Genomic DNA, 22,574 nt, shown 5'->3' on the forward strand with positions numbered 1-22,574 from the left:
CCTATGGCGGTCTGTCGGTCGGTAATCGGTTCATACGTACCTCCTACGATAGTTTGGTATGCAAAGCGCGGACGCCGCCGCTATCGGTGCCGTGTCCGCGGTCGCGGCCGCCCAAGGGCGGATGTTGTGACGGCGCAAGGGGCGGTAAAACCGCTAACCCTTGCTTATCACAGATTGCCCTTTCGGGCAGATTTAGAAAATTTTCGCTATGATTTTCGCTACGCTCAAGATAGCGAAATTTTCAAAGCGGGGACGACACCGTAACCAGTGAGGTCAACGCTGCGGTAGTTGCCGGCATAGCCATAGTAGCTGACGTAACGCGCGTCGCTACTATCACTATAGTACGGCGAACGGAGCCACCAATGGCCGTTACTTTTGTAAGAACTATCGGTACTCGTCCAAGCTCCTTGGCACTTGGCGTAGTCCGTGTTTTGTTTGCGGCGAGCCGCGTCGTAGTTATAGCAACTGCTGTTGAAACCATACGCAGAGTTGGTCACTTCTTGCTCACTGAGGAGGAAGATATAATCCTCGGTGTTGGCGCAGGCGTACGAAGACGCTTGCGTTAGGTTGTTACCCGAATCCGAGGTGCTGCGCGCGCTGTTGTCCACCGTAGTCAGCAGGATCAATTGCTTCTGTAGGTCATTGAATGCCGTATTGTAGAAGGCGTCGTTGAGCCACTTGCGGATATTGGACAGGGCGTAGTTGTTGGGGTAGCCCGTTCCGCCGTTGTGGGAGAATTGAGAGGTTGACGTATAGTGGCAGTACTCTTGGCTGTCCAACGCCATCTCGGCGAAGATGAGGGCGACGCCATCCGCTTCCGAGAGGATGCGCCACTTGATGGGCTCGTATTTGAACCAATATACGGTGGTGGTATTGTATCCGTTGTTGTCTTGGTAACTATTGTCTGCGCTACTGCTATTACTTGTATAGTAAGGCCTGTATTGGGTGAAGTACACACCGCGATATTGTTCGCCGCCGTAGGTTAGGTCGATGTACCACATATAATCCGTGGACGTGCTACTACTGATAAAGTACCCGTACGAGGTCCATGCTCGGGCATTGGAGGCCGTGGGCAAGGTGCCCGCCGCCGTATTGAGCGCAGATTTGATGGCGCTGTCCGTCACCTCGCTCTGCGGATAGGTGCCGAAGTAGAGGTAATCGCCGTGTCGGCAGTATACACCGTCTTTTGTGCCGTGGGCGGTGGCTCCGCACTTGGTACAAATACAGTTATCGTCGAGCGTATGCGCCGTACACTTCTCGAACTTGGCCGTATAGGTTTTGTTCTCGGCGGGCATGGCGAAGGTGTAACTTAGACTTGTGCCCTCGCTGACCTTGGTATCTCCGTCATACCAGCCGAGGAAGGTGTAGCCCAGGTTGGTGGCGGCGGTCAGAGTTTCCTCTTGCCCCGCGGTCACTTTCTCCGCATTCTTTTGGGTATACGTTCCCGCCGCGGTGAGATCGGTCGTGGTGGACAGGGTGTAATACGTCCATTTCGCCGTGTAGGTCTTGTTCTCGGCGGGCATGGTCGCGATATAGGTCAGGCTCGTGCCCTCACTGACCTTGGTATCACCGTCGTACCAACCGACCCAGGTGTAACCCGCGTTGGTGGTGGCGGTCAAGGTGATATTTGCTCCGCAGGGCACCGAGACGGCGTCGAATAGGGTGTAGGTGCCCGCCCCCGCCATATTCGTGGCCGTGGAGAGGGTGTAGCCGAGGTCATTGCAGAGTACGTACTCCCGCTCCAAGGTGTTGGCGGCGTCATCGGTAATGCGTAGGCGTACGCGGATATGGGTGACGACTTCGTTTTCATCCTTGTATTCCTCCAGCACCGTGATACTCTCGGACAGTTCGTCGCCGAAGGAATCGTAGGACTTGAAGTAGGTGCGCAAGGTCAGCACGGTATCGGAGGGCAGTTTCCAATAGGTGACGGTTTGGTCGCCCACCTGCTTGGGCTCGCGATTGTAGGTGGTAGTGGGCATACCGAATAGGCGGATATCGCTCAACACGTCGCTGTCCACGTAGTTGCCGGCAGTGTCGGTGAAGCGCAGGCGGATGTCGACGATGGTGCCCGCCACGAGTGCGTCGCCCGATGCGGCGACAAGACTCACCGCGCAGGGATTGCCGAAGCTATCCTCTGCATAGGCGTCGAATTCTTCGCCATGGCCCAGCAAACTCGCCAGGTCGGAGGAGAAGGCGTCGTAGGTCATAGAAGCGCTAATATCCGCCGCGCTATACACGGGGATAGCCTCGGTGGTGATGGCGGCGCTGTTGCCGACAGCGTCGGTGGCGCTGACTTGGTAAGTCACATAGCCGCCCGCCTCGAAGGTGCCTTCCGCCTGCGTAATGCTCACCCGCAGGGGCTCACCGAAGCTATCCGTCGCGGTGGCGTGCAGACCATTGCACAGCAAGCCGCAACTGCCGCCTGCCGCGGGATAGAGCGCGCCCTCCATCACTACGCTTTCGATGGTCATACTATAGTAATACCCGCAAGACACCACATAGTACAGCGTACCCGCCGTCACGGCGTATGTGATCGAGAAATTGCCATCGCTGCCGCCGTTATTGTTGTAGGCTAGGCGCGTCGTTTTATTCGCAGCATACAGGTAGCCGAAAGTGTCGTTGCTACCGGTGGAATAGATGGTGACGTTGCCGTCGGTCAAAGGTACAAAGGCATAATACTTAAAGGAATACGAATCATACCTACTATCTACGGACAAGCTATACAAGGTACCGTTGATGGGCAAGACGCCGTCGCCGGCATGGGCTATCCAACCGGCATAGACGGTGACGTCGGCGTCGATATCTCGGCTGAAATCGAATAGCGTTTCGCAGACCGCCGTGGTGTACCAACCCGAGAACACAAAGCCATCGCGGGTGGGTATGGCGGTGGGGTATACCATGGGATGCTCGTTGTCTATCGTTTGGGCGGCGGGTTGCCCCTCGCTGCCGCCGTTCAAATCGAAGGAGAGCGTTACCGATTTAGTATATAAATAATAGGGCTGCACATCTTGGTCCGCTTTGAGCGTATCGCAGTCATAGGTGACCGTTGGCGCACCGTAGACGCGCACCTGCGCGGTGGCGGTGGCGGTATTGCCGGCACGGTCGGTAGCGGAAACTTGGTAGGTCAGCGTGGCACCTGCAACCCATTCGCCATCCACCAAGGTGAGCGTGGGTGCAAGCGTGAGGTTAAAGCTATCCTTCGCCGTCATACCCAGGTTGGCATAGGCGACGCTATCGGTCACTTTATAATCGAACTTGGTTTGCTCCCCGATGGTGGGCATACCGTATACTTTGACCCGATAAATCGTGCGCTCCGCCGTATTGCCTTTGCTGTCGGTGGCGGACAAAAGCACGTTTATTTCCTTGCCCGCCTCAAAGGTGCCACTGACGATGGTAGCGGTGACGGCAAGCGGCTCGCCGAAATTGTCGTATGCCGAGGCGTCAAATAATTCGGCGGATATGGTATCGTCCACCTTGATATAGTACCAATAGTCGGCATTGATGGTCGGCTCGTCGTAATTGCGAATGTTTTCTACTGTCAAAGTAGCGACGTTGCCGGCAACGTCGACCGCGCGCAACGTGACGGACACGATCTCGCCACCGTATTCGTTGGTGCTGATGGTGGTCAATGGCAGGTCCGCCGTGACGGAGACGGCGTCGCCGAAGGTATCGGTGGCCGTGGCAGCGAGCTGGGACTCCACGCTGCCGAACGTATCCAACCTATTGTTGATATAGTCGCGCGTGGTATCATAGGTGATGGTGGGCGCACCGTACACGCGCACGTTTTCGATGGTCAAGTCCTTGCTGTAGGTCTTGGTGCCGATGGTCACCTCGGCGTAGTAGAGGATGGTGATGGTTTGGCCTGCGGTTTGGGTGCCGACCACCTCCGCGTTGACCTCCACCTGCTTGCCGTCGGTATCGTACAGGGTCACCGAGAACAGGTCGGCGTCGATGGTATCGTCCGCCCGCACGGCCGTCTTGGCGGCGTTGTACTTGATGTTGTTGAGGCCGTAGGCCTTCCACTTGGCATACAGCGTGACGTCGTGGTCGGGCATGGTGGTCGCCTCGTAGGGATTGGCGTCGCTCTGCGCGAGATACCACCCCGTGAAGGAGTAGTTTTGGCGCGTGGTGACGTAACTGTTGATGTCCAAACGGTCGCCGTAGGCCAGGGTGACGGGGTCTATCTTGGTGCCTTGGCCCGTGACGAAGGTGACGGTGTACTCCTGCCGTTGCAGATAGGCGTATAGGGTGGCGTTGCCGTCGATATCCCAGTCGCGGAGGCTACTGCCCGTCTCATCGGTGTATTGCACGCCGCCGCCGTTCACCGCCGTGTACCAACCGCGGAAGGTGTAGCCATCCACCGCTTCGGGCACGTCCAGCGTGAAGCACTGCCCATAGTATACCGTGGTATGGCCGCTCGGGGACAGCGTGCCGCCGTCCGCCACCGCCGTGGCGCCGTCTATCCGCAGCGTGCTATCCCCTTGCTCGTCGGGATTGGCGCCGCGAAGCGCCACGTAGTACAGCCTGTTGGCGGACACGTTGTAGTTGAAGAGGAAGTTCTTGTCCTCGTCCGACACGTCGTCGTGCGAGACGAGCAACGTGCCGTATTCCGAATAGAGATAGCCGATGGTGTCGATATCCCCCTCGGTATACACGGAAATATTGCCGCTGGCCGTGGGCACCAACGCATAGACGAAATAGGTGACGCCGTCTATCGACAAAGCCTTTGTCCCGCCGACGGCGATAACGTCGGTGACCGTGCGCGACTCCGCGCCCAAGGTGACCGTGCGGCCCGTGGCCTCTATCCACTTGGCGTACAGAGTGACGTCGGCGACGACGGTCGCGCCGAAGTCGAATACCCTGCCCGCGCATTGTTCGTTGTCGTACCAACCTCCGAAGGCATAGCCCGCGCGCGCGGGTACAGTAGGATACGCGAGCGCGTCGTTGTTACCGATGGTTTGCGCCGTGGGCGCCGTGCCCGAGGCACCGTTCAAATCGAAAGTAACGGTAAAGGTTTGATTCTCTTCGCGATTGAGATAGACGGTATAGTACGCCGCCTCCCAAGTGGCGGTCAAAGTGATATCGCCGGTGGTGCCGTTGGCGATATTGGTGACGAGTTCATTACCACGCAGCCAACCCGCGAAGAAGTAGCCTACGCGATGCAAATCGGTCAATACGATGGTATCGCTTTCGACGGTATACGTCGTGGGGTTGGTGTTGTCGGCATCGAAGAGGTCTTGATAGGTTATGGTATAGGTGATCGCCTCGAAATTTGCCACAAACGTCCTATTGCCGTAGGAGCCTTTCGCTATGGACGTAACCTTTTTGCCGTCCTCATACCAACCATCGAAGGTATAGCCGTTCTTGACGACGGGGGTCAGCGCGAAGGTGGCCGTCTCGATGGTGTAGCCTTCGGGATTGGATTGGCCCTCTTGATAGGAGCCTCCGCTCAAGACGAAGGTCAGACTGTAGGTCTCGGGCGTCCACGCCGCTGTCAGCGCGACGTCGCGGGCGGGCATGGTGTCGAACGCATAGAGTTCGTCCTCCTCGTACCAACCGTCGAATACGTAGCCCGTTTTGGTGGGGGCCACGGGGGCCGACACGGCAGCGCCGTAGGTCCGGTAGGTGGGCGCGACCGCCGTGCCGCCGCGGCTGTCATAGGTGATGGCGTAGGTGATGGCGGTCGTCTTGGCATACACGTAGACCGTGGTGCCCACGGCGGGCGTGTCGGTGATGGCGTCGATCTTGTCGGCCTCGTCGAAATCGCTATCGGTATACCAACCGTTGAACGTATAGCCCGTGCGCGAGGCCGCGGCGAGCGCGATGGGCAGATCCGCCAGCAAGAAGGCGGTGGGATTGGCGGGGGCGTTATCCGCGCCGTCCAGCACGTATTGCACCATGTACGTCACGACGGACCAACTGGCTGTAAGAGTCACGTCGCGCGCCTCGATGGTAGCGAATATATAGGGGGCGTCCGCCTCTTCTTCATACCAACCCTCGAAGGCATAGCCTTTGCGGAAGGGCGTGTTGGGCGCGGAGACCGTGGTGCCATAAGCCTGCCGAATGGTATCCACGTCGGTGCCGCCCCGACTATCGAAAGTGATGGTGTGCAAGTCCGCGGTAAAGTAGGCGTACAGCACCTTGTCCTCCTGGTCGGCGGTGGCGAATGCGGTGATTATATCGCCCTCGCCGTTCGGCTGGGTATACCAGCCGTGGAAAGTATGTCCCACGCGCACGGCGGCGGACAAAGTGACGGTGGCTTGGTCCAAGCAATAAGTAGCGGGGTTGGCGTTTTCATCGCCATCGCGGATATCCATATAGGTGATGGCGTAGTTGACCAACTTGCCGTACAATACCATATCCGCTGCGGTGCCCACGGTGATCTTGTCGATCTTGTTGACGCACGCCGCCTCGGTATACCAACCCACGAAAGAGTAGCCCTCTAGGGTCGCATTGGCCGGGACGATGTCGTTCTCGAGTACCGTATAGGCGGTGGGGTTGGCGTTCTGTATCGCTTCGTTCGTCGTTTCTTCACCATTGACGATATAGCGGTAGGAAATGGCGTAGGTATTCAAGGTGTATTGCGCATAGAGTTGCAATACGCCCGTGCTACCTTGCTCTATCACGGCTATTTCGGTGCCGTCCACCGCGTGGTCGTACCAACCGATAAAGGTATAGCCGACTTTGGCAACGGGGGCAAGCGTTATTGTGGGCGTTTCGATGGTATAGGTGGCGGGATTAGTATCCCCTTCCGCCAAATTACCGCCGAAAGAATTGTAAATAATATCGTATTCTATGATCTGCCAGTTCGCATAGAAGTTGCGAGCGCCGCGGCTGCCCAACGCGATGGTGGTGTCGGCGGGCACGTAAGCATGCGCGTCTTCATCGTATTCTGTCCACCCCGTGAAAGAGTAGCCCGCTTTATGGGCGTCGGTCAGGGTGAACGTGGGCGAGACCTCCGAGTAGGCAAGGGGATTGGTGTGCGTGGCGCCGTCGGTATTGGCATAGGTGATGGTATAATTGGACAGCATCCATTGCGCATAGAGCGTTTTGTCGCCGTATGTGGTGCCCGCCTCTATCGCGGCGCACAATTCGCCGTCCGTCTTTTGGGTGTACCAACCTTTGAACTCATAGGCGTCGTCGTTGCTTTGGAGCCGTGCCAAAGCGAAGGCGTCCTCTACCGTATAGGTAGCGGGGTTTCCTTCGCCTTTGAGGTAGCCGCACGGCGTCACGCCGTCGGGCCCGAACGTGACGTAGGTCAAGGTATACGGGATGGCGGACCAGTTCGCCGTCAAAGTGCGATCGCCCGTGCCGCCCGCTGCGATTTGCGTGATCACGTCGCCGTGTTCGTCTTTCCAGGCGACAAAGGTGTACCCGATCTTTTGCGGCGCGGACAGGGTGATGGTCGCGCTCTCGACAGAGTAAGCGGTGGGGTTATCGTTGACAATCTCGCCGATGTCATAGTCGCCCGCTACATTATAGGTTATGGAATAGAGGATGACGGTATAGACGGCATTGACCGTGATATCGCCTTCGACGGGGAGCGCATAGGTTTCCCACTGTCCGTTATACCCCGATTTGGCGGGCACGGCGGGCGCTTCGATGGCTGTCGTTTCAACGGTAACGGGAATTGAAATAACGCTAATGCCATCTGCAACAAAGTCTATGCTATATGTGATGGTCTGCCATTCGGCGACCAACGTGACGGACTCGAAAACGCCTTCTATGCGTGTGATGAGCTCGCCGTCTCGGGTCCAACCGACGAACGTGTAACCGTCTACGGTCAGGGGTACGAGGTCGATCGCGGCGTCAAGCACCGTAAAGGACTGCGGGTTGGCGTTGGCTGCGCCTTTGGTGTTTTGATAGGTGACGGCGTAAAGTATCGGCGTCCATACGGCCGAAATGGTGCGGTCACCGACGCTGCCCGCGGCTATCTCTTCGATGGGTTCTTCGGATTCGTCCACCCAACCCTCGAAGGTATATCCCGCGCAGGCGATAGGTGCCAAGACAATGGCTTCGCTCTCCACGGTGTAGGTAAGCGGGTTGTCGTTTGTAATGTCCGCGATCTCATACTCACCGTCAAGGATGTATGTCAGCGTATATGTAACGGGCGTATAGATTGCTTCCACGGTCACATTGCCATCGACGGGCAATACGTATGACGCCCATTCGCCTTCGTACCCGCGTTTGGCGGGCACGGTCGGCTCGTCGAGCGAGAGGGTCTCCACCGTCGCGGGCAGGGTCGCCACCGTCTCGCCGTCGGCGACAAAGGTGACGCCGTATTCCACGGGTTGCCAGTTGGCCACGAGGGTCAGGTCGTTATACATATTCCGTATGGCGTCGATGGCTTTCCCGTTCATCGTCCAGCCGCGGAAGATATAACCGTCTACGGACAGGGGCCACAGGGTGATGGCGCCGCTCTCCGCCGTGTACGCGGTGGGATTGACGTTTGCGGCGCCCTTCGTGTTCTCGTACGTGATGGTGTAATGATCGAGCGTCCAGTGCGCGATCAGGGTGTGGTCGCCCAAGTTTTCGACGGCGAACGAGGTCACTTCCGTACCGTTCTCATCCGTCCAACCCAAGAAGGTATAACCGTCCATCTTGAGTGGCAGTAGCGTGAGGACGCCGTTCTCCACCGTGTAGGTGGTGGGGTTTAGGTTGGAGGCGTCCATGGTATTCTCGAACGTGATCGTGTAGGAGATCGCTTGGTACTTGGCGTAGAGCGTCATATCTCCCGTCGTACCTTTGGCGATAGACGCTATGGGTTGCGTCCTTGCTTCGTCGGCATACCACCCCGCGAAAGTGTAGCCCGGTTTCGCGGCGGCTTGCAGGTTGATCTCGTCCTCGACCGTGTATGCCGTGGGATTGGCGTGCGTGCCGTTCTCGTCCACATAGTTGACGGTATACGTATTCACAACGAATCGCGCATAGACAGACACGTCGATGGTGACGGCTTCGCTTTGAAGGGTGGTTGCGGTAAAGACTTTGGCCCAGCTGTCTTTATCCAAATACCAGCCGCCGAATGTATATCCTTCTTTGGTGGGCGCGGCGGGTATGCTAACGGAAGACTTGCCGTCCGTTTTGACGGTGGTATACACGGCGTCGTCAACCACGAAAGATACGGTGATTTCCTTCACTTTCGTCGTTCTGTTCTTGCATGCGGATAAAGTCGCTATGCTCAACACCAGCATAATGACGCATAGTACCGCAACTAACGATTTTTTCATATTTGCCTCCTTGGATAAATACGCATAGAATATGTTAATCTACGATTATTACAGAGAGAATGATGTTGTATTGGGAAGGGAAAACAAAATAATGAGCATAAAGTGCTTGCGTGCGTCGAACATTTGTACCATTAAATATTGACAACGCGCGCTATTATTCGTAAAATAATATTTAGAAAACTGAAAATGCTCGTAGATTAACATAATCTGCGAGCATTTTCAGTTGCCGTTATTCAGTCTGGACAGGCGGTTGATAGACTTCCGTTTCAGTCCCATTTGGCAGTGCGCATATCGGTCGATGGTGATGCTTACGTTAGCGTGTCCCATCAGTTCGGACAGGGTTTTGAAATCCATTCCGCATTCCAATGCGCGGGTGGCAAAGGTATGGCGCAAGGAATGAAATCCAAGGGGACGTACCCCTACTTTTTGCAGCATCCGTTTGAAAAGTGCTTGATAGGCGCGTATGTTGGTTTGGTGTGCTTTTGTTTCTATGACAAACTCACAGATAGCGGTTCTCTTTAAGTCGCGCAAAACGCCTATGATTGCGTTGGGAATTGGTAACAAGCGAATGGACGCTTCCGTTTTCGGCGGAGTTATTTCACCATGTTCGCCAATGGTTTTGGATATAAATACCGTCCGATTGTGTAGGTCGATGTCGTCCCAAGTAAGCGCAAGTAGTTCTCCGATACGCAAACCCAAATACAGACAGATGATGATGCCGTACAGTTTGGGCTTATTGGCAAGCGTAATATAGGTCTCTATCTTTCTCTGCTCGCTCAATGAAAACGCTTCGACTTTCTTTTCTACCTTTGGCAATCGCTTGATCTTGCGGCACGGATTCTTGGTTATCTTCCCAAGGTCTTCGGCAAGGTCAAAGGCGAGATTCATCACGTTTATCACAGAGTTTATCGTACTTGCGGATAATGTGGTCTTTTGACGTAGTTCCACATAAATCAACACTTGCACGTCTTCTCGCGTAATGCTTTCCATTTCCCTTTCCCCAAAGTGGGGTATGATATAGGTTTTTGTGATTTGGCTATACTTTGTATAGGTGCGAGGTTTTACTTGCCCTTTCACATATACCGACAACCATGTTTCAAACCATTCTTTTGTTTTCATTTGACTTCTCCTTTTAGTGGTTTTTCTAATTGTACCAAACCGCCCTACGGAGTGAATAACGGCTATCCCTGCCAAATGAAACGATTGCTGTCTTTTATGTGGTATTGTTATGGGTTTTGTTCACAATATCCTCCTACGTGATGGTCTTTTCAGCACATTTTGTATGTGCCGAGGTTAATGCATGTCTTATGTTTCCTGACTGCATATTCCAATGTTTTTGCGGCGCCGCCCCAACCGTGATTGACATAGGCAATCAACAAATCGGATTGGTCTACCATATATTCGTTGCGTTTGAGTATGCAATACTTAGGTGGCGTGTTTTCGATGGGTGGGGTTTCTATCCCATCGTAACCGTCCAAGGATACATCTCGCCTTTTGAGATAATCGGGATCCAAGTATGGCGTGACAAATAGCAATGTCGCGGTCGGGTGTGTTGCCTTATACTCTTGGCAACAACGCAAAGCGAAACTGTCGAAGGCACCATACCAACCGAGCCAAAACTCCACCGTATCATCTTTGACAAAGTCTTCTATTTCGGCAAGTATCTTCCTGCGTAATCCGTCAATGCCCCATGCGTCATGATGTCCGCAAAACGTGATCCTAACCAAACAAAAAGCCGCCTCCTTCTAATAGTAGCGGCTGTCAAAGATGTCTATAAAATAAGATGCCGCTCCTTATGGAACGGCAAATATAGTAATTGCACCATTACCATAAGTCGCCAAACTTCGTTCCAACATCATTGTATTGATGGTAAAACAGATAATAGATGCAAACTACTACCTTGTAGTATGCACCATCAATACAATATTCAATTAGTTGGAACATAGGTCTTGCGCCCTATGAAGTTTGGCTCTTATATTATAGCCAAATTAAGCCCCGTTTGTCAATGCTCTGATATAATTCAAAACATAGGCAGTGAAAAGAATCTTTGTATATTTTGCATTTTGCTGTTGTATTTTTCGTAAAATAGTGCTACAATAATATCAGCAAACCACACAAGGAGGTGTTAATATGAACATTAAGCCTATCTCGGACTTGAGAAACTACAATAGCGTACTGAAAGACTGCCAGAACGGCGCGCCTGTCTTTTTGACCAAGAACGGTAGAGGGAGATACGTCATCATGGACGCTGAGCAATACGACACGATGATGGCGGAGATCAAACTGCTCGCCAAGGTCGCCCAAGCGGAGCAACGCATTGCCGACGGTGAAGCGTATATGAGTTTAGAGGCATTGAAAGCAAAACTCGGGGTGTAAGCTAATGAAAGAACTAAAGATTAACCCCCAAGTTTTCGACGATCTTGAGGATATACGCAATTACATAGCGGAGGACAGCCAAGAGCAGGCAAACAAGGTAGTACGCGATATATTGGCGGATATGGAACGGCTGCGCGATTTCCCTGACATCGGTGCGAAGTTAAGCAACAAAGTACACATCGACGCCAAGTATCATTATCAATCGCCTCTAAGCAATGCAGAATAATGGATGCAAATTCGTGCAATTACGACAAAATAATCTAAGGAGACGAAATTCTTTCCTCTACAGTTATCCTATACCCTCTTTATCTCCATTTGCTTGCCTATATTCGGTAGCAAACTCAATGTACTATTCGCAAATCCATTTCGTATGTATATTTTTCTCTCCGTCGCGTATCCTTTCCTTTGTCTGTTTATATATGCAATTGGTGGAGTTACACCAAATTATTTCAAAGGGGCGGGAGTTGTATTCCCGTATCTATAGTTTTACGGGCATTTTCTATCAATGTTGGTAATTCTCTATCCTAAAACACCACACCCGGCAGCGTTGCTGACCGTATATAGGATACAAGATTAGATGTTGGGCACTAACCGATGTCTTTGATATCCAAAACGGATAATGTCGCGTCGGACATATCCTCGGCAACTATTTTTCGGGAAGATGCGCCCTTTCCCAAATATCTGTAATAACAATTCTCTATATTCTCAAATGCATCGCGGAGAATGACTATGTTGGCATACATAGCGTCCGCATCGCCTTTTTGAGCAAAAAATTTGTCTACCTGATAGTGTCGGTTCGAAGTGATATTATTATGCACATGTCCTGCCAACTCGACATACCCGCCCGACCCGCTCGTTTCGTTTTCCTGCATCAATATTTCTTTTGTTTTTTGCAGAGTGATAATGTCCTGTTTTTCAATTCCAATCAGTTGCGCACCCTTATATAAGATATCTTGAACATATTCGTCGGCTTTTGATTCCGTTTTGAACTCGCCGTTATTTTCGATACAATAGTATATCCGTTCCATATCAGCGTATACCAGTGAGTTTTTGACATATTTGGTAGCGACTATGTTGCTTAACATCTTTTCGCTCAGCACATCGAATAAGCGAACAAAAAATTTGTTAGCATCCTTGGGGCAATATTGCTTGAAGTAGTTCTGCAACGCATGATAAAAAGCGGTGATTGCTTTTATTTGCAAATCTATGCAAGTATCGATTTTTGAATGGACTACAGAAGGGTTAGAGCGCAATCCATCGAACACGTTATCTTTTATATAGTAGAAATAATTGGCATTGATGTTTGTAAAATCTATCCATCGCCGAATAATATTAAAAGCTTCTTCAAGGGGAAGTGGGGAGGCTGAGTTCGTGAATAGAGAATTACCCACTTCTTGTAGCGTATATGCTAAGGGGTCTTCAGTGGACTGATTTAAACTATTACACGCTTCTTGATACAAATGCAATACTTTGTGGAACTCTTCATAGACGGCATCATCCTTAACCTCATCATCAATGCGATTGGTGGAATTGAGCACAGCCTCAAACGCATGGAATGTGCAATAGAATGCATGGCTAACTTCTTGCATCCTATCTGGCCACAACATATATTTATCTTCAACATAATCTGGACGGTAGTCTAACGAGTGGTGCGTTAGTACAATGGGATATTTGTACGATGATTTGCGCGCTTGCATCAGTTGCGCAATTTCATTCAGATTGAAAGACACCTTGTTGGTTTGTTTGGCGTTGGATTTTGTTACCGAATTAAACAAATATACCGTCAATCCTTGCTCGGAGTATTCAGAAGGCTTATCGATTACCTGCAAATTGCGGTAATGGCGCACCTCATTAATATCGTGCATTATTAACTCATCGATTGGCGCGTCCAAGAACCTAAGCAAAAACTCAATGTAGTATGTCAACTTGGACATGGTGCCGCCCGAATACCTGGCAGGGAAACCCGCTTTGATTCGACGCCCGTCTTCGTTCTTGTCCAGTTCGATGGTAACATCATTCATTGCCGTGTAGTCGTGGTTGCCGGGCACAAAGAGTACCCGACGTTTCCAGTCATGGGGCAACAGATATAGCCCACATCCTTTCTCTGAATCTACCTTGATGTGTTGTCCCCACAACTCAATAGCTAAAAGGGTCAACACGTGCCGCACAATATCGTAGCGGCACTGAGCGTCGTATGCCGATCCTGCAGCGTTAATCAAGTCACCCGTCACCGCGATTAAATCTATATCATTATCGAATGCTTGTTCTCTTGCTACCGACTGTTTGTAAGCACCCATGAACTTGCGTGTCAATTCGATATAGCTTTCTTCGCTTCTATCTTTATCGCTGATATGCAAATCCGATATGTGCAGTATCTTTACGGCTTTAGGTTTATTGTTGTCCATAACCGATGCCACTGACTTGATATAACCGCAGTCGAAACGATAGTCAATCAACTTGGCATAGTCATGTCGCAGGGCATATAGCAAACGATAGCGCATAAAAAGGATACGCAGTGTATTCTTGCGCAAGTCTAAGATTGGATCACGCGTAAAGTCACCAGAAATTGTTTTCTGCAACACGACGAAAAAGTGACGATTAGCATTCTCTATCTCTTTTGATGAACTGCGTGTAAAGGGGATTTTAATCACGATGAAATTGATTTTTAGGTCATCCTCTGGATTGTCCGTATTTTTTGGTTTTAACACAAAAGAAGTCACCTGTGCATCATCGATATGTATGGGATCCTTTATCTCCCACTTGCCCAACAACTCTTTGTCGGTGCTATCGGGCCGACCGAACATTCTGCACAAATGATTGAGTTTGCCTACGGTTATGTTAAGGGGCGACCATTCGTTCTTTATTAGTGCAGTTGTTTTTTTCGAGTCGGTCAGAATCTCGTTCGAAAACACGTATCCGCTACGCGTAATAATCTCGGCATCTTCGCCCTCTTCACTATACAGCATATAGCATGAGTCATACTTGGTCATTCTCGCCATGGATAGGCACAAATCTTCATAGATGTATTGCAAACTATCGTGATGAGCGGCTGATTTGCGACAAGTATCATACTCTTGCTCAGTGAGATAATACAACAACTTGTAGTAGTTAAGCATCTCAGTCAAACAAATCATTTCATCAGTATTAATATCTCCCTTCTGCACCAGCGCATCAAATATATGCTCGTAGTAGATGACGTATTTAGAAAGATAGTTTTGTCGCAGATGCTTACCATCTTTGTCATAAGTCCCTCGAATCAACTCTGTGACGTGTGAGTATAACGCATTGAACAATTTATTGGACGCTTTCAAACTACCTGCACCGTTATAGACGTCGTAGGGTAACTCGGATTTTCTGCCTAATATAGAGGAGTTGCTGATTCCATCCTTGACGGCGTGTTGTGTGTACAAATCATCCATTAGGAGAAATAGCATTAGCGTATTTTCCAACAGGATATTTTCGTATATTTTTTTTAAGATTGTTCCCCCATCTGCTACAGAGATTTCCTTATCGAGATCATTTTTCAGTTTCAGCAGACGGAAAGACATATAAATGTCTTTCTCTGACATTGTTGCCGACTTGATTGAACAACAGTAGTCTTCAACGGCGGTAGATATATTGCGCGACAATATGTTGGGGTCAGTTGCATTTGCATCATTGGATTGCATATAGAGATAGTCATAGAAAGCGGACTTCTCTTCGTCAAATACAAAATGGGTTTCTTTTGTCGATTCGCCAATCTGCTTGATGATGTCAGTGCGCAGAATTTCGTCCGAACCCAGCATAGCCAAGCGGTGAGTAATGATTTTTGATAGGCGGTATTGTAGCATTGGTGCGATGCTCAACTTGAGCTCGCCGTTATTCCGTTTATTATTTCTAATGAGTTGCGTGAATTTCCAGTAGGAATTGTGAATTCCCCTTTTGCCGCCATCATCTTGAAACAAATAATATGTATATGCGTTTTCATTTACAGTTTCCTCTATAATCTTCTTACTCAGCTTCCCCTTTTTTGACAAGAGTTGAAGCATGATTTTCATAATCTCAATGATGGTTTGCCGAATGATATAGTTTTTGCCGAGATTATCACGCGATATTACCTTGATATACGATACAATGCACATGATATTGTCATAGGCAGTTTCCCCTTGGACGGATGACAACATCTTGAGTATCTTGACATACACAATCTTTTTCTCTAGGTAGATGTACTTCTGCAATTGGTCGTTTGTGGACAATCGGCTGTATTGCAGATCATTATGTAATTCAATTTGAGTTTCATATACAAGTTTTTTATATGCGTCATCTAACGTTTTCAGCCGCAAATAATGGTCTTGCATTACCATTTCTTTGCACTTATCAAAAATACGATAGTCTTGCTCCTCCAACTTTGCGAGTTGCTCGTATTTCCAGCAATCTCGGTCAGGTACATTCCTATTATACTCAAGATACTGTGTCAGTTTATCACATGTTTCTTTGTCTCCTTTATAATAAGCCCATACCACAAACCATTGGAAATAGCCCGCGTCGGTGCGAATCTGTTCGCTCATCCATTCGTCGAATTCTGTAGGTGTACGCGGCTCATGCTTTTTCTCGTTTCTAAAAAAGTTTTTAGCCATATGATCCAAAGCACTGCGTTTGCCCAGCAGATTAAACCTTTCGCGCGTGCGACATCCCGGGCACATGCCCGACGTAGTGTTATAAGAGGGGACGAATATGTTAATAAAACCCTTCCAGTCACTGGTGGGATTGTTTACCCAAATATGCGCAGTTTCAAACGAACTGCGGTTGACTAACAAAAAGACCTTTTTAAAACGAAAACTTATCTGGTTATCATTAATCTCGCTAATGTCTATCTCTGCCTGGTCGCACAACATTTGTAAAAATTTATAACCACGTGCGATAGTATCACCTGTACAGATTGAGTCGTCTACATAGTAAAAATTGACCTTCGCCTTTTGTGCACAAATATTGCGTAATTCTTTGGAAATGTAGTTAAACTTGGTTCTTACCGTTTCTTTGGAGGTTTGAGTGATGTTGATATGCAATAGATGCAGACTGCTACCAAAATAATTGTCCACAACCAATTTAAGGAAAAGGCCATTGGTAATGTGCAGGGGCGACAAAATGATGTTGTAAGCGGCGATGTCGTTTTTGTCGTCCGCCGTCTTGAGACATTCAACCCATTTGGCAATTTGTTCACTCTTGTGCGCGGCAATCTTCTCAAAGTCAAAGTAATACTCATAATGATTGTCTGCTCGTGCGATATGTCCGTGTCTGACGTAACAATCCTTTCCATTCGGTTTGAGATCATCTATCATTCCCATATTCTCATCTGTTCGCAGATAATACTCTTTTAGTGTTTTTTGCGAAATCGGGGTTTGATAGGTCATGTTGAGCAGAGTAGATGTGGAATCTACCTTGATGAGTGGGGGTTCTATCGTGGGTTCTTTAAGTACACTCGTATATTCGTTTTGCGCCGTTACTTTTGTAGTGCTAGTTTGCGCTGTAATGTCCTCTTGAGCGATGGCATCTATAGTATCAGTCCATTTTGAGTCCACAGCCAATAAGTAAGATACTGTAAGGGGGACTTTATTAGGCTGTGACGGACGTAATGTCACACAGTGAAACACTTCGTCTTGTTTCGGCGCACATTCTTCTACGTATAATTGATATGTTTTTCGCTTCTCTTCGGATAATGTCGTAGTCGCACCATATACTTCTCCGACAGCTACAATGCAATAGTTATTGCCCTCTGGCGTGATAATGCAATCGACCGCATCTTTTTGGGGGGAATCGGCGCTTTGTCGTTTAATTAATTGCCGCAGATTATTCTCAAAGAAATTGTGTAGTTTGTAAAAAGTTTCCATTGTGGCGCCGATTGGCACAATGGTGAAACAGAAAAATTTATGCCCTTCTTTGACCCATTTGTAAATAGCGTTTTGTTCTTCTTCCAATAGATATTCAAAGTAGGGGTTGTGTTTTTGCCCCTCTCGATGTGTGTCTATGAGGATGTGAATTGCGAAATCTGTTGCCATTCCACTTTTAATCAGGCACTCCCGGATTTCATGCAATAACACATACGAGTAGTTTTCATAGCCTAACAAAAAGACAGGCATCTTGGGCGATTGTTCATCACCGTCGGCATTTCCCCTTTCTTTTTTTGCTATGTTGTATTCAGCAATCTTTTGTGCAATATCATTGGCCAGCAATAAAGCAAATCGCTTGACGTTATTTACATTATGAAATAGTAACTCCGCCTCATAGAATTTGTTTAATCTTACGCCTGATGTTACTTGTACGTTGACATTTTCTACCACACAACCGTATTCGTCTGTGCGTAGATCGGTTTCCAGTCTTTTTTGCATTTCATTCAAAAAAATATTACTCATAGTGTTTTTACTTCAGGCGCAGTTCGCTGAGACGTACAGTTTGCACATCATCTTTTATCAAATCGTTTATAGAAAAATACAGATCAAATGGGAACAGTTTTTCAATCATACGAATGTTGGTTTCTTCACTATTCTTGTTGTCCTCGCACAAAAAATGCAGTAGGGATATGTACGGCAAAGAACATTTGGCATCGTAGTACACAAAGTTGTTTGCCGTTTGATATGCAGATGCAAAGTTGCTGCCCGCAATGACGAAGTTGATTTCGCGTTGTTCATTACAACATGCAATTTGCACGCCTTTCATATAGTTATCAGGAGTATGCGACATTTTAACATAGAAGATCGAAAAGAGCCGCACAAACTCATTGATATCGTCCTTACCGACGCCTACTACATGGGCTTCGGGCGAGTCAAAGATTATAGCAAATCGCAATTTTTTCTCAGTTTGTTTCTTTTTTATGTTGTAGATATGGGAAAACAAAGATTTGGTGAATATCTCTATTGTCAAGGGGGAAAAGATTCTTTGCTTTACCATAATAATCGACAGTACCTCATCCGAACAAGGCAGTTGCGTATCTAGCACATCCATCAGTTTTGCTACGAGTAAATCTTTTTCGCCGATACCAATGTCATTTGCCAAGTCGCAGTCGATACATAAAGTATAGCGTATAATCATTTTGCCGATATAATCGGCATCGTATTCCAAGATTCCACTAGCAACTTTGTCTGTAGGGGGCAGATAAGGGAGGGGAAGTAAAATGTTATATTCAGTAGCATACAAGTTATACAAATCGGCACCCTTAAGTGCAGATGACGCATAATTTGCAGAAACCGTATCATCCTTGAATTGATTACAATACCAACTTTGTTCGGCAGTAGGATTGTCGCCACGATAGGGGGAGAAAACCTCTAACAGGCCATTCATCTTTTCGATATGGCGTTTGAGCAATTGCATACCATAGTGCTTTGTATAGTAAGAGAGGTGGTCATTATAATCGTAATCGCTTTCACTCATACTGAATACGTCGCGAATTCTTTCTGGTTTCGTTTCGATTCTTTTGTCATCTCTTATTACGTCCAAAATACCTTTGCCACAGTGAAATCCGTCCAGCGCACTGTCCAATACATAGAACTCCAAAAACATCGTATATTCGGATTGGTTAAAAATATTGTCAGTTACATTGTGATTATACCAAAACTTTTCCCACAAGCCAACACGGGTGCCCGAATTATTCTTGAGGTTTGACATAGATTTAATAGATGCTTGATGAATGCGCATACCAAAGAAAGCGCTATGCCCACATGAATGCTCAATAGCGTTCTCGATGATTTGCCATAGCCCCTCAGCATAGGATTTTGCGTTGGCACGAATGTTAGACAATGCTACGCTTTCCTCTGGGGGGATTCTTTCTTTTGATTCTTCATATGAGCGTAATAAATATTCGTATATCAACTCATCGAATGAACCGGAGTTTGTCCACGACTCCGTCAAGTTTTTTGCTTGTCGCGAGTCATGCAGAGTTTGTATTTCTTCCTCGAAATTATAATAACCATTGATGTTGGTTATTTCAATTACTGAGAATAGGTCTGACGCACTTGTGCTTTCCCCGGCACGTGGCAAGGTGATACTATACTTATCTGCTAATCTGCCCAGCAATTGATTCGCTCGGCATAATATTTCTAATTCTTGATTTTGCATCTCAATAACAAGTGAGATATTATCATAGTGCTTTCGCAAAGGGAAGTAGTAACGCAAGTTATTCACGTCAAATTTCTTTCCGATTTTAACTCGAATCGTTTGACTCAAAGTTAATTCGAGTTTTTCAAGACCTTTTGGCAATGTAACTATGTATTCCTTTTTTATTCTAGCATTTAGATTAATCCAGTCTGCGCGATTAAACGAGGACATTGTATATGTGTATTTTGTGGATTGCGGCAACATTATGCGGGCAAAAAAGAAAACCAGAGTGTCTGTTTCCGCAATTTCTTTGTATTTCACGATCAAATTTGCGCATAAAATATCGATGTTCTTCGTCGAATATGGAACTGCGCTCGTCAAGTGTAGCATCGGTGGAACCAAGCCCTTGATGTGCAACTCTTTTGCAAATCGCAAATACGCGCATATCGGTTCGTAGGTAAGACCGCTGATGTTACCGATCTTGTTTTCGTACAGCATATATTCAAACTCAAACTCAACCGATGCGACTCCATCTTCTAATATTTCCTTTTGTACAGTGGGAATCACCTTTTTATAATCGAATGAACCTTTAAAATCCAGTGTGATTCTTTTTTCCATAGTATTTTCGTCGTCTATCATAGGCATAACTGGTGCTTAGTCGCGCATGAGGAATGCGCAGATGAGCATCACTCCATTTATCATATTTACGATACTATTCCTATGCATCCAAATTTAAGTATTATTCTCACTTTTCATAATCCTCATACCTATCTACCATAGGTTGCAATTTATATTCTTTTCCAACTTATTATCACCACTTTTCGTTGGAGAAATAAAATTTCAATAACTCTAGTACAAAATACCGTATCATATTCTGTTTTTAGAGCGTCAACTGCCTAAAATGAAAATCCTCGATTTGTAAAAAACATTTTGTTTTATAGCAAACGATTAGCATAACATTATATAGACCTATCTTAACTAATACTATTTTATGCTTTAAATTAAGAATTCCGCATCACCTTAAACAACGCTACAATCGTTTATTCGCTTATATCCACTATCTCTTACCTTCACTTACAGTTCACCGAACCAGTATTAGGGTTCTATTCATATTGAATAGGTTTCAATTCTTATTCTGCGTGTAGGTCTTGGTGGCTGTGCGATATTCAGGATGTTTCTTTCAACGAATTAATCATCTCATTATATAAATTATCCAACACTAGTCCATGACTAAGTAGTTTTGTACTTCCTTGCCGCATAAGACATACATTCTCCTTTCAAACATATTATAACCGCTTGCTTAATCCTCAAATCTTTATTACACTTGCCATATAGTAAAACCTCCCTTCGTGTGCGTTTTGTTTGGTTAACTAAATCATACAACAAGGTTTCCATTCGCCTCCACTTTTTTACTCTATCTTTTTTAATATCTTTATTCCTTGTATTGCGTATAAATTGTGACTTATACATATTTTATCATGAAAAATAGAAAAATGCAAGAAAAATATTATTTTTCGGTTTCCTTATCATTATTCGAAGGCTAATAATTTATTTGTGACTTCTTCTCGTCTATCTAAGAGGTACGGGGAGACTTAAGAAGCAGTTTACCGTGGTGCTTGACGAGCGCCTACAAATTGTGGTAGACTATCTCACGGGAGGGGTTATTCCTTGCGAGACGTCGAGTACCACAGTACGATAAGTGCAGTGTACAAATTGATAATTGCTGTTATCAGTTCGAGCATTGGAATCACACCTCCTTTTTCTATGCCCAAAAGCAACAATTTAGGGCGATAGTCAAGCAGGGGGCGGAGTATCAAGGATAGAGGAAAGGACGGTGATACGAATGAAAAAAGGAAACAAAACATTGACGTATACCCCGGCTAATCCTTGAAAAATGCCTTGATGCGGGTTTGACTAAAAAGGAAATAGCCGAGAAGTTAGGGGTACACCTATCCACGGTGTATAGAGAAATCAAACGCGGCGAATATAAGCATACGATTGTTTCGTATACGGATTGGTTCGGTGATAAGCACTACAAAGAAGAAGTCCGTTTCTCCCGAGATGGCGCAAGAGCGTGCGAAACTCAACGCGACGGCCAAGGGGGCGCCTATTAGTTGGGTAATCACCACGAGTTTGTGGAATACGTCGAGCGGCGCGTCCTTGACGCTAAACTGTCCCCTTGCGCTGTTCTCGGTGAAATCAAGCGCGATGGCCTATTCCCTGAGATATGTATAAGCAAGACAACGCTATATCGGTATATCCACGATGGGGTCTTCCTGCATATCTCAATGAAAGACTTGCCGATGAAGTCCCGCAAAAAGCATTACAAAAAGACAACGGCCAAACGTCCGCCCCGGGGCACGAGCATAGAGAAGCGGCCCGAAGAGATTTTATCGCGTGGTGAGTTGGGCCACTGGGAGATGGATTGCGCAGTCGGGCGCAAGTCTACGCGGGACGTGCTTTTAGTCTTTAACGGAGCGTAAGACAAGATATGAGATTATATACAAAATGCCTAACCGTAAAGCGGATACAGTAGTCCACTATCTCAATCGTCTGGAACGGCGATTCGGGCGGCGTTCCGCACGGTATTTAAGTCTATCACGGTCGATAACGGAGTGGAATTCTCCGACTATGAAGGGTTGGAGCGTTCTATCTATAACGGGCGGCGCACGTCAATTTACTATTGCCACCCTTATACCTCATGCGAGCGTGGATCTAATGAGCGGCTAAACCGCGAGATACGGCGACGTCTGCCAAAAGGTACGGACTTCGGCGCGTATACCGATGAGGATATACAAACCGTAGAGGATTGGGTGAATGCCTATCCTCGGCAAGTCCATGGCTTTGCGACGTCGGCGGAGTGTTTTGCCGCGGAGTTGGCTCGGCTCGCGTAAACTATCCTTT

Annotated in this window: 7 protein-coding genes and 1 pseudogene; 3 read left to right on the forward strand and 5 right to left on the reverse strand. The window is 47.8% G+C overall.

Annotated elements, in window-relative coordinates; translation table 11 throughout:
- Nucleotides 1-224 precede the first annotated feature (224 nt).
- The 3 genes from II896_06370 to II896_06380 all read right to left on the reverse strand — a co-directional run bounded on the left by II896_06370 (nt 225) and on the right by II896_06380 (nt 10,954).
- Nucleotides 225-9,227: an InlB B-repeat-containing protein gene (locus tag II896_06370; GenBank protein MBQ4444259.1), complete on the reverse strand. Its 9,003-nt coding sequence runs from the start codon at nt 9,225-9,227 to the stop codon at nt 225-227.
- Between the two features lie 219 nt (nt 9,228-9,446).
- A complete protein-coding gene (locus tag II896_06375; protein MBQ4444260.1) occupies nt 9,447-10,346 on the reverse strand; it encodes a site-specific integrase in 900 nt (299 codons plus the stop codon).
- 149 nt (nt 10,347-10,495) lie between these two features.
- Complete coding sequence (locus II896_06380) at nt 10,496-10,954, reverse strand: hypothetical protein (protein ID MBQ4444261.1); 459 nt, start codon at nt 10,952-10,954, stop codon at nt 10,496-10,498.
- A gap of 403 nt (nt 10,955-11,357) precedes the next feature.
- Between II896_06380 and II896_06385 the strand changes: the two genes are divergently transcribed.
- Both II896_06385 and II896_06390 read left to right on the forward strand, forming a co-directional pair.
- Complete coding sequence (locus tag II896_06385) at nt 11,358-11,603, forward strand: type II toxin-antitoxin system Phd/YefM family antitoxin (protein ID MBQ4444262.1); 246 nt, start codon at nt 11,358-11,360, stop codon at nt 11,601-11,603.
- Between the two features lie 4 nt (nt 11,604-11,607).
- Complete coding sequence (locus II896_06390; GenBank protein MBQ4444263.1) at nt 11,608-11,829, forward strand: type II toxin-antitoxin system RelE/ParE family toxin; 222 nt, start codon at nt 11,608-11,610, stop codon at nt 11,827-11,829.
- A 361-nt stretch (nt 11,830-12,190) separates the two neighbouring features.
- Here II896_06390 and II896_06395 read toward each other — a convergent pair whose 3' ends face one another.
- Entirely contained in the window at nt 12,191-17,992 is a 5,802-nt protein-coding gene (locus II896_06395; protein ID MBQ4444264.1) for a metallophosphoesterase, read from the reverse strand.
- A 7-nt stretch (nt 17,993-17,999) separates the two neighbouring features.
- A complete protein-coding gene (locus II896_06400; GenBank protein MBQ4444265.1) occupies nt 18,000-20,288 on the reverse strand; it encodes a hypothetical protein in 2,289 nt (762 codons plus the stop codon).
- Nucleotides 20,289-21,541: 1,253 nt separating this feature from the next.
- Between II896_06400 and II896_06405 the strand changes: the two are divergent.
- Nucleotides 21,542-22,564 (forward strand): annotated as a pseudogene (locus tag II896_06405) (IS30 family transposase).
- Nucleotides 22,565-22,574 lie beyond the last annotated feature (10 nt).

The organism is Clostridia bacterium (assembly GCA_017394805.1).
Taxonomy (GTDB): domain Bacteria; phylum Bacillota; class Clostridia; order Christensenellales; family CAG-1252; genus RUG14300.

Excerpts from the sequence above, each read along its gene's own strand:
- II896_06370 (MBQ4444259.1), bottom strand. The coding sequence starts at position 9,227 with ATGAAAAAATCGTTAGTTGCGGTACTATGCGTCATTATGCTGGTGTTG.
- II896_06375 (MBQ4444260.1), bottom strand. The coding sequence starts at position 10,346 with ATGAAAACAAAAGAATGGTTTGAAACATGGTTGTCGGTATATGTGAAA.
- II896_06385 (MBQ4444262.1), top strand. The coding sequence starts at position 11,358 with ATGAACATTAAGCCTATCTCGGACTTGAGAAACTACAATAGCGTACTG.
- II896_06390 (MBQ4444263.1), top strand. The coding sequence starts at position 11,608 with ATGAAAGAACTAAAGATTAACCCCCAAGTTTTCGACGATCTTGAGGAT.
- II896_06395 (MBQ4444264.1), bottom strand. The coding sequence starts at position 17,992 with ATGAGTAATATTTTTTTGAATGAAATGCAAAAAAGACTGGAAACCGAT.
- II896_06400 (MBQ4444265.1), bottom strand. The coding sequence starts at position 20,288 with ATGGAAAAAAGAATCACACTGGATTTTAAAGGTTCATTCGATTATAAA.